Source organism: Amycolatopsis sp. NPDC005961 (genome assembly GCF_040629235.1).
In the GTDB taxonomy this organism is placed as follows: domain Bacteria; phylum Actinomycetota; class Actinomycetes; order Mycobacteriales; family Pseudonocardiaceae; genus Amycolatopsis; species Amycolatopsis camponoti.
Map to the genome: position 1 here is coordinate 1 of NZ_JBEXVF010000138.1, position 9,084 is coordinate 9,084.

The window sequence follows — 9,084 nt, forward strand, 5'->3', positions numbered from 1 at the left end:
GCAGGAGTTCTTGCAGGTCGAAGACACCCTTTCGACGATCGGACGCAACGCCGGAGACGATTTTCCGCAGCCGCGGCCGACCTGGCCGGTCCAAGCCGGCGCTGCCTGCCGGTTCTTCGTCTGTCGTCATCGGCGGGTTTCCTCCACGGTAAGAACGATCTGCGACACGTGGCGGAACCGCTCACCGCCACCGGCCTGGACACTTGGGTTGTATGTCGAGGTGACGGGAAACTGCACCTGATCTTGGAAATAAGTACGGCCGTCGCCTCCCCGCCCCGGCAGTGGATGCGATTGTCTCAGATTTCCGCTGTTCAGCGACCTTGAATCCGTTACTCCCGGGTGCTGAACGCGCCCTTCGGTTGGAATCAGAAATGCGAGAACGACTGGTCGGTCGCGGATCTCCGCACCCCGGCCGGATCTACCGGCGCGATGGTTCCACCTCGAGCAGGCCCGAAGGTCCTGGTCGTCAACTGCGCCCGTCGGCTTCCATGCCGCGGCGGTGCTTCGAGTGCGTCGCTCGGCCCGCCTGCTCGACCAACTGCCTGGCGACCGGTCGGCCGCGGCGCCAGACCACTCCGATGCTCTGTACGACCGACAGCGTTCGAATCGGCCGCGAGAGCGCGAAAGGTCTCTAGAGCCTCGCGAGGATCGGCGTGCCTCGCGCGCTGACGTCCGATGACGTTGGGTCAGCGGGGACTGATGCCCGCGACGATGTCTCAGTAGGCGATCCGCTCCGCCTGCCGACCGGCGGCCCCGCTGCCAGCCCTCCAGAGACTGCTCTCGACGGCGGGTAGCCCGAGCATCAGAGCAGCGTCGAAGTGCGCCCCGCTGAGGTCGATTCCGGCGATCCGGAGCCCGCGCAGTCCCCCTCGATCAAGCTTGTGCAGCGGTCACCGGACCACAGCGTGTTCCCGAACTGCAGGTCACCACGTATGAAGGCCGCCGGGTGAGGGAAGCCGCTCCAGGTGTTCTTCCGCGGCCGCCGACAGCGGCAGGGCGGCCCTGCAGCCGCTCGGTGGAAGCGACCGATGGGATCCGGCTGGGCCCGGGCAGGAAGGTCGTCAGCACCGGCAGCACGCCTGCTGCGGAACCGTCGAAGTCTGCGACGCGCAACCTGGCCGCGGGCAGCCGGTGGTCACCGGCAACTCGTAGTGCAGCGACCTCGGTGGCGAACCTCCGGCGATGGTCGGGATCGGTGGGGTCCCCGAATCGGACCACGGCCGCCTCGATTCTGCCGGCCGGTTCGAACCTCGACGACGACGGTTTGGCTCCCTCTCGCAACCCGGCGACCGCGGACAGCCGGGTGCCGCCTCCCATCCCGTCAGTCGGCCAGCTTAGAACCTTCCCGGACAGCTCTGGCTCCGCTTTACCGCGCCGGTCGACGCCACCTGCGCCGACTTCACACGGTAGTCGTCTTCGCCTGCCTCTTGCGGTAAGCCATCAGCCACAGCGCGCCGGCCACCGTGGCGAGGCCGGCTGTGACCACCATCAGCATCAGGGGCACCGATGAGCCGCCTGTCTCGCCGACCCACGCCAGCACCGGGATCGGGAGTACCGCTCCGGCGAGTACGCCGCTGACCGCTATGCACACCCCCACCCCGAGAAACCTGAACTCGACCGGGAACAGCGTCGCCATGAGCCGGGGCGCGACACCACCGAAAGCCCCGTACGCCAGCGAGCCGACCGCCATCGCGGTCCACAACGCGACAGGGTTCTGCAGGTCGACCAACAGGTACGACGGCACCGCCCAGAGCGTGATCCCCAGCCCGGATACCAGCACGAGCCGTTCGAGGCCGAGCCGGTCGCCGAAGCGCGCCACGACCGCGACCACCACCACGAGCAGCGCCGAACTGATCACCAGCCCGATCTGCGGGTCCACCGGCGAAAGGCCCGGCCGCCAAGAAGCGACGAAAGCGATGAGGCTGCTCAAGAACGCGTAGCTGAACGCCAGCGGGCCGATCCAGAACAACGTCGCGATCGCGAGTGGCTCGGCCGAGCGACGCAGCAGGTCGGCGAAGCGAACCCGGTCCCGCGACTTCGCCTCCGCCGTCACCGCGACGAACTCGGGGGTCTCGCTCAGCCGCCTGCGCAGCACGAATCCGATCACGACCAGCACGATGCTGCCCAGGAACGGAACGCGCCACGCCCACTCTCGCCAGGCGTCCTGTCCGGCGACGAGGTTCACCACCACCAGCAGAAGCGCGGCCAGCAGCGAGCCGAGCATGTTGCCGATCTGGGGAAAGGCTCCGTAGAGCGTCTTCCGCCGTTCCGGGGCGTGCTCGACGGCCACGACCACCGCGCCGGGATATTCGCCGCCGATGGCGATGCCCTGCAGCAGCCGCAGGACGAGCAGCATGATCGGCGCGGCGGCGCCGACGGTGGCGTAGGTGGGCAGCAACCCGATCGCGACGGTCGCGCCGCCCATGATGCTCACCGACCACAGCAGTGGCGCCCGGCGGCCCCACCGGTCCCCGATGCGGCCGAAGACGACCGCGCCCAGGGGACGCACGAAGAACGCGAGCGCCTGGGTGGTGAACGCGAGCACCGTCCCCACCCACGGCACGCCGGTCGGGAAGAACAGCGGGCCGAACACCGCGCCGCCGACGTAGGCGTAGATGACGAAGTCGTAGAGCTCGATGGTGTTCCCGAACAGGGCGGCGAGCCCGACACCGCGAGGCGAGAGGCCGCGAGGCCCGGCCTTCGCGGGATCGGGACGCGCGACGGTGGACCGTTCATCGACAGTCACGGCCGGCCTCCCGTGGGACGCGGGCGGCGGTAAGGCCGGGCAACAGGAGACATCGGGGAACTCCGCTCGAAAGAAGGACTAGTAACGGAAGAGGTCAGGCCGGTGGTACCGACGCGACCGTGAGGACGTTTCCTTCGCTGATGTAGCCGTCCGGGTGGTGCAAGGGGTTGTCCGGACCGCCGGGATCGACGAACCGGGTCCACTCCGCAGCGAGACCGAGGTCGAGTGCCTGCGCGGCGATGCGCGCGCAACTCGGTCCGTAGAAGGCGTGCGCCTGCGGTGTGAGAGGCGCGAAGTGTTCGATGAGCACGGTCTCCTGCCGCACCGAGACCAGGCCCGCCTGCTTGACGTGCCGGTAAAGGTCGCGGGACCGGAGCAGCTGGCGGGCGTACCCGGGTACCGCACCCGCCGCGCGGAAGAAGTCCGCGAAGAGGTACGGGTCACCCGGCCGGACCGTGATCGAGTGGGCGTCCAGGTCCTTGATCGCGATCGTCCCGCCCGGCCGGACCACCCGGCGCAGTTCGGCCAAGGCCGTCCTCAGCTCGTCGTCGTCGAGGTACTGGACCGTGTTGGCGCTCCAGACCGCGTCGAACGACGCACTGGCGTACGGCAGGTCCCGGAGGTCAGCTTGCGTGACGTGCACGGTGTCCGCGCGGGCACCGGCCAGCGCCACGTTTTCGGCGGCGAGGTCGACGGCCGAGACGCGCCCGCCGGGGCCGGCCAGCTCCGCCAGCCAGGGCAGGAAGTCACCGCTGCCGCAGCCCGCGTCGAGCACGTGCCACCCCGGCCGGATGCCCACCCGCCGCAGCAGGTGCTCGTAGGCCGGCCGGCAGGCTTCGAAATGCGCGTCGACGATCGAGTGGTGGGAGAAGCCGAGCCCGGTCGAGGCGGTGAACCCCCACCGGCTGTGGTCCGCCGTCAGCATGCCGGCACCACCGTCGGCTCGGTTTCGGCGAGCAGGTCGGCGAGGTGGCCGGTCACCACGTCCGGGGTTCCAGCGACGGGAGGTGACCGGCGCCGGGTACGACCAGCAGCCGACCCGCCGGCAGGGCTTCGGCGACCTCCCGGGTGTGCTCCGGCGGCACCAGTTCGTCCTCGGCGCCGGCGATGACGACGGCGGGCAGGTCCGCGGCACGCAGCACGTCCAGAGAGCTGGGGCGGCCGGCGATCGCGCGTTGCGCCCACGCCAGCGCTTCCGGCCTTGCCGTGGCGGCGGCAGTGCGCACCGCCGCGACGACCCGGGGCCGCGTGGCGCGGGTCGTCGCGCCGACGAGACCCGGTGTCATCGCCGCGACGAAGGCCGGGCCTGTCTCCGGCTCGACGACTCGGGCCGCGAAGGCCGTACGCGCGGCCTTCGCTCGTGCGTCGTCGGCCCGCGCGCGAGCGGAGAGCAAGCCGAGTGCGTGCACGCGGTCGCCGTGGCGGCGCAGGAACGCCATGGCGACGTAGGCGCCCATCGACGCGCCGACGAGCACGGTGCTCTCGACACCGCGTTCGTCGAGCAGCCGGGCGAGGTCGTCGGCCACCGTGTCCAGGGACGGTGGCACGGAACCCAGCGCGGTGGTGCCGAAACCGCGCTGGTCCGGGGCGATCACCTGGTGTCCGGCGGACTCCAGCGCCCGGTGCTGCGCCTCCCACATCGTCGAATCGAGTCCCAACGCGTGCAGCAGGACGACGGACTTCATCGCGGACCGGCTTCGGCGTCGGCGACGAGCCTGGCCACCGCCGCGGGCAGCGGTGTCGTCCGCAGCCAGCACAGGGCGACCGGCGCGGGTGGCAGGTCGCGCACCGGGATCACCGCGATCCCTTGGGGCACCACGGAAGCGAGCGAGGCGAACGACACGTGCACCGCGTCGGTGGCGGCGAGAATCCGGACCATGTCGTCCACCGTGGTCATCGGGTGCACACGGTCGATGACGCGTCCAGCAGGTGTGCGCGGCGGCACCACCCGGTCCCAGACGTCGGGTGGGAAGTGCTCCGGGCACCGGAAAGCCGGGTAGCCGGCGACGTCGTCGAGGGTGACCGACGTCCGCGCGGCCAGGGCGTGGTGGCGGCCGACGAGGACCGCCCGGGCGTCCTCGACGAGGGGCCGGCTGACGGCCAGGTCAGGCTCCCGCACCTCGTACTTGACGATCATGACGTGTTGTTCGCCCGCACGGAGCGCGCGGAACGGGTCCCGCACGTCGTACGGGCTCAGGTGCACGTCGTCCTCGTCCCAGCCGGCCGCGCGCAGGACGCGCAGCGCGACACCGGGCGAGCCGTGGATGCCGACGACGGGTTTGGTCAGGACACCCCCGTCAGGGGCAGTGGTTGCGGGCATCTGTGATCTCCTCGGTGAGTCCGGCGAAGGCACGCAGCCGGTCCGGGTGAGCGGGGTCGACGTCGACACGCAGCGCCGCGAAGGGCGTTCGAGAGCCGGTCAGGTGGGGCACTCGGCGCACGGTCAGCCGGTCCCCCGCCGCGATGAGACCGTCCAGCACCGCCTCCGCGACGAGGTGGTTGAGGTGGACCAGCGTCCGAGCACAGGAAACCCCCGCGGTGGCGAGGTACAGGTCGCGTTCGGCCGGGCGGGCCCGGCTCGGCGCGCCGGCCTGGACCACGACGACCTCCGGCGGCCGTACGGGCAGCTCGGCTTCGCCGCCGAAAGCCTTGAGCAACCGGCGCAGCCCGATGCTGTCGCGCGGTTTCGCGGGCCGGTGCCACGCGGCCGAGGCGTCCTCGGCAACGTGGTCGAAACGCACCCGCTCCCCCAGGTTTTCCGGGTTCCCGGCGAGGAAGACGGTGTGCGTGAACGACCGGCGCCAGGCCGCGGCCCGGTCCGGGGCGAGTCCGTGCGCGAACACGCAGGTCCCGCGGATCCAGCCGGCGATGTCGACGCGGCGCACCACGGCCACCACGCTGTCGGGCTCGCCGCCGGGTTCCCGCCGACCACCGGCGAGCACCCCGGCCAGCGCGACGGGGTCATCGGGAAGATCGAGGTCCGGGCGGACGGCGAGCAGGCGCTCACGGGCCGTCCGCGCCAGAAGCTGCTGGGACGTCGATGGGGCGGTCACAGGAACACCTCCGCGAGCAGGTCCGCTGACGGCAGGTGCCGGTGCCTGGCCAGCAACCCGGTCGTCAGGCGGTACGGGTTGACGTGGGCGTGGCTGCCGCGGTGCTGCCCGAGCCGCTCAGCCAGCGGTCCGGGCGCCGGGGCCGGTGCGGCGTCGAGCAGCCGTTCCGCCCGGTGCAGCGACTTGTGCAGCAGATCGAGGCGGTAGGACTGCCGCTGCCCAGGCCCGAGGGTCGCTATGAAGTACAGCCGCAGGCCGAGCCGGAACACCTCGGGCCGGTACGCGCCCGCCACTTCGTCGATCAGCGCGGCCACGGTGTGCCCGCGCCAGTCCCCGCTGCGCGCGGAGCGGACCCGGTCCTCGATCGGCACGCGGCCGATCGGCAGCCGGTGCACGATCGGACCGGCGTTCGCCAGGACGTGCGCGAGCAGCCGGTAGTCGAGGTCGAGTTCCCGGTCGTGGACCAGGACGATCTCGTCGTGCTCTACGGCGAGGGGCAGCAGGTCGCGCAGCGCGCAGGCGAGGTAGTTGGGCTGACCGTCGGCGGTGACGATCTGCCGCAGCGGAAGCCCGGCCCGGGTCAGGTCGAGGTAGACCGGTCCGCCCGCGGCCCGGTGGTCGAGGCACAGACCCCGGACGGCGAGGTGGTCGAAGACCTCGGCCAGGCCGTACCCGGGTGGCTGGTGCTCGCTCAGACCGGGGTCGTGCAGCCCGAGACGGCGGAAGTGCGCCGACCACAGCTGCTGGATCCGGGCGCTGGCCGGGTGGACCCAGCCGTGCTCGACCGCGTCGCGGTACGGGCGCAGCGCGGCCGCCGACGGGCGTTGCCGCCGCGCCCAGTAGCGGACGTACAGCTCGCCGATCTGCTCCTCGGTCATGGCGGCGTAGTCGGTGTCGCCGCCGGCGTCGTCGAGGAACTCCCAGAAGCCGAGGGTCTGCTCGGTGCTGTGGTAGGCCGTGTTGCTGTAGCGGTAGCCGGTCTCGGCGACCACCCGGGTCGCCCGGAACAGGACGTCAGTCCACAACAGACCTTTGAGGTGCGACGGCGTGAGCGGTTTCGTCGGCGTCACGGTGACCGGCGCGAGGAGGACGCGGCGGCCGCCGCGGGCCGGCCTTCGCGTCCAGGACGCGTGCGGGACGGACAGTACGGTCACGTCAGGTTCCTTTCGCTGCCATGATCGTCCGGACGAGCTCGGCCCGGGTCGGGGGCCGTTCGCCGGCGGCGGTGACGGCCGGTGCCCGCGCGACCCGGCGGGTGAACGTCTCGTCCCCGGCGAGTTCCGCCGGCGTGGTGAGGCTCATCAGCATCCGGGTGAGCCCCCGCCAGACCAGTCCGTCCGAGGCCGCCGCGGTGGCGATCGCGGCGGCGTCGGCCGCGCCGCCGGGTGCGGTGGCGTCGCGTGCGGTCCGCCAGCGGGCGATGCGCTCCCGGTCGGCGGACACGGTGTGCTCGTACCACGGGCGGTAGAAGTCGTCCGCCAGCCGCGCGGCCGCCTCCGCCTGGGCCGCGTCGACGACCGGCCGGTCGGCCAGCAGGTCGGCCAGCGCGAACGCGTGGGCGAGGGCGAGTGACATCCCCCGGCCGAACAGGGGGTTGGTCACGCAGGCGGCGTCGCCGACCGGGAACAGCCCGGTGACCGCGCCGCCGATGGTTCCCCGCAGGGCGTTGGACGGGCTGGTGAACGGGCGGACGGCAGAGATCGGTTCGCTGATCCCGGTCTCGAGCCAGCCCGACAGCCCGGGTGTGGCCTCGGCGACCGCGGTGAACGCCGAGGCGTCGCGCACCCGCGCGAGCTCGGCGTCACCGGGCGGGGTACCGATGGCGATCGCGAACGTCCCCCCGTCGCCCGGGTGCAGCACGCCCGCGTAGTGGTCCCAGACGCCGCCCGCGGCGTGCCCCCGGGTGAGCTCCCCCGGCAGCGTGTCGCCGGCCAGCCGGTAGAAGCGGGTGAAGCCGGCGAGGCCGGACGGGCTGAGCTCGTCCTCGGCCGAGGTCACCCCGGCCGCGCGGAGCCACGCGCCGGCGCCGGCGCCGCGTCCGGTCGCGTCCACGACGACGTCGGCCGGGATCAGGTCCCCGCACGCGGTCACGACGTGCCGGACCCGGCGCTCTTCGTCGACCTCGAGGCCGCGGACGGTGGTCCGGTACCGGATGCACACGTCACGACGGGCCCGCACGGCACGGTGGAGGACCAGTTCGAACGTGGTCCGGCGGCAGCCGAGCGCGACGAGGTCCGCGTCCTCCGGACGGCGGGCCCGGTCCGTGGCGCCCTCCGGCATCGCGCGCGTCAGGTCGAGCAGGACGGCACCGGACGCCAGCAGCTCGTCGAGCAGTTCGGGCGCGCGCTCACGCAGGACGCGCACCCCGAGCGAGGTCATCGTGTGCGACTGCTGCGCCTGGGCCACCGTGGGCCGGTGCCACGTGCCGGCCACTTCGGACAGTGGCCCTTCCGGTGGCGGTGCCGAGCGGTCCACCGCGATCACGCGGTAGCCGATGCGGCTCAGCGCCAGGCTGGTGGCCAGTCCGGCGACGCTCGCACCGACCACCACCGCGGTGGGCGGGTTCACCGCCGCCGCCCGTGGACGAAGAAGACCCGCCGGACACCCGTCTCCCGCCGCGGCGGCACCGGGTCCGGCCAGCGGCCGAAGTCGGCGCCCGGTTCCCCGGGTTGCACCGCGACCGCGTCGAACCCGTGCTGCCGGAAGAGGTCTTCGGGCTCGTCGGTGCCGAACAGCCACGGGCAGCCCCAGCCGGCGAACACGTCGAGCAGGCCGCGCATGTCCGGCCGCGTCAGCGCCGCCGCGTTGACGATGTCGGCGGCGATCCCGCTGCCCGGGGCCTGCAGGGCGGCGACCCGGTCGAGAACACGGTGCGCCTCGTCCGGCGGCAGGTAGTAGAGCAGGCCCTCCAGCAGCCACGTCGAAGGGACCGCGGGGTCGTAGCCGGCGGCGAGCAGGCCGGCCTCCCAGTCCGGCGCCGTGAGGTCCACCGCGACCGTGCGGTGCTCGACGTGCGCGCGGGCGTCGGCGAGCCGGTCCCGCTTGTACGCCAGCACGGCCGGCCGGTCCACCTCGAACAAGCGGACGCCGCCGGGCCAGGACAGCCGGTAGGCACGCGAGTCCATCCCGGCCGGCGCCAGCACGACCTGGGGCGTGCGGCGCGCTTCGGCTTCGAGGTGCTCGTCGAAGAACCGGGTGCGAATCGCGTTGTAGTCCGGCGTGCTCGGCACGACCCGGGGTCCGTCGGCCGGGAAGGTGGCGGCACGGATCTCGGCGAGCAGCGAC

At 72.5% G+C, this 9,084-nt stretch carries 8 protein-coding genes; all 8 read right to left on the minus strand.

Annotation, left to right across the window (positions count from 1 at the left end):
• Positions 1-1,399 precede the first annotated feature (1,399 nt).
• Positions 1,400-2,746, minus strand: a complete 1,347-nt coding sequence (locus ABZ342_RS48445; protein WP_360488743.1) for an MFS transporter — start codon at positions 2,744-2,746, stop codon at positions 1,400-1,402.
• Between the two features lie 94 nt (positions 2,747-2,840).
• Entirely contained in the window at positions 2,841-3,671 is an 831-nt protein-coding gene (locus tag ABZ342_RS48450; protein WP_360488746.1) for a class I SAM-dependent methyltransferase, read from the minus strand.
• Positions 3,672-3,723: 52 nt separating this feature from the next.
• The gene (locus ABZ342_RS48455; protein ID WP_360488749.1) at positions 3,724-4,431 is read right to left on the minus strand and encodes an alpha/beta fold hydrolase; all 708 of its coding nucleotides are present in this window, start codon (positions 4,429-4,431) and stop codon (positions 3,724-3,726) included.
• Entirely contained in the window at positions 4,428-5,066 is a 639-nt protein-coding gene (locus ABZ342_RS48460; RefSeq protein ID WP_360488752.1) for a LysR substrate-binding domain-containing protein, read from the minus strand. The genes ABZ342_RS48455 and ABZ342_RS48460 overlap by 4 nt, the downstream gene beginning before the upstream one ends.
• The gene (locus ABZ342_RS48465; RefSeq protein ID WP_360488755.1) at positions 5,044-5,799 is read right to left on the minus strand and encodes a DUF6182 family protein; all 756 of its coding nucleotides are present in this window, start codon (positions 5,797-5,799) and stop codon (positions 5,044-5,046) included. Before ABZ342_RS48465 ends, ABZ342_RS48460 begins: the two co-directional genes overlap by 23 nt.
• A complete protein-coding gene (locus ABZ342_RS48470) occupies positions 5,796-6,953 on the minus strand; it encodes a hypothetical protein (RefSeq protein WP_360488758.1) in 1,158 nt (385 codons plus the stop codon). The genes ABZ342_RS48465 and ABZ342_RS48470 overlap by 4 nt, the downstream gene beginning before the upstream one ends.
• Before the next feature lies 1 nt (position 6,954).
• The gene (locus tag ABZ342_RS48475; RefSeq protein ID WP_360488761.1) at positions 6,955-8,367 is read right to left on the minus strand and encodes an FAD-dependent monooxygenase; all 1,413 of its coding nucleotides are present in this window, start codon (positions 8,365-8,367) and stop codon (positions 6,955-6,957) included.
• Positions 8,364-9,084 (minus strand): SAM-dependent methyltransferase (locus ABZ342_RS48480; protein ID WP_360488764.1); only part of this gene is annotated, 721 nt, incomplete at its 5' end. The genes ABZ342_RS48475 and ABZ342_RS48480, both read right to left, overlap by 4 nt.

Bases quoted from the DNA above. Each gene is read 5' to 3' on its own strand.
- ABZ342_RS48450 (WP_360488746.1), bottom strand. From the start codon at position 3,671: ATGCTGACGGCGGACCACAGCCGGTGGGGGTTCACCGCCTCGACCGGG.
- ABZ342_RS48455 (WP_360488749.1), bottom strand. From the start codon at position 4,431: ATGAAGTCCGTCGTCCTGCTGCACGCGTTGGGACTCGATTCGACGATG.
- ABZ342_RS48460 (WP_360488752.1), bottom strand. From the start codon at position 5,066: ATGCCCGCAACCACTGCCCCTGACGGGGGTGTCCTGACCAAACCCGTC.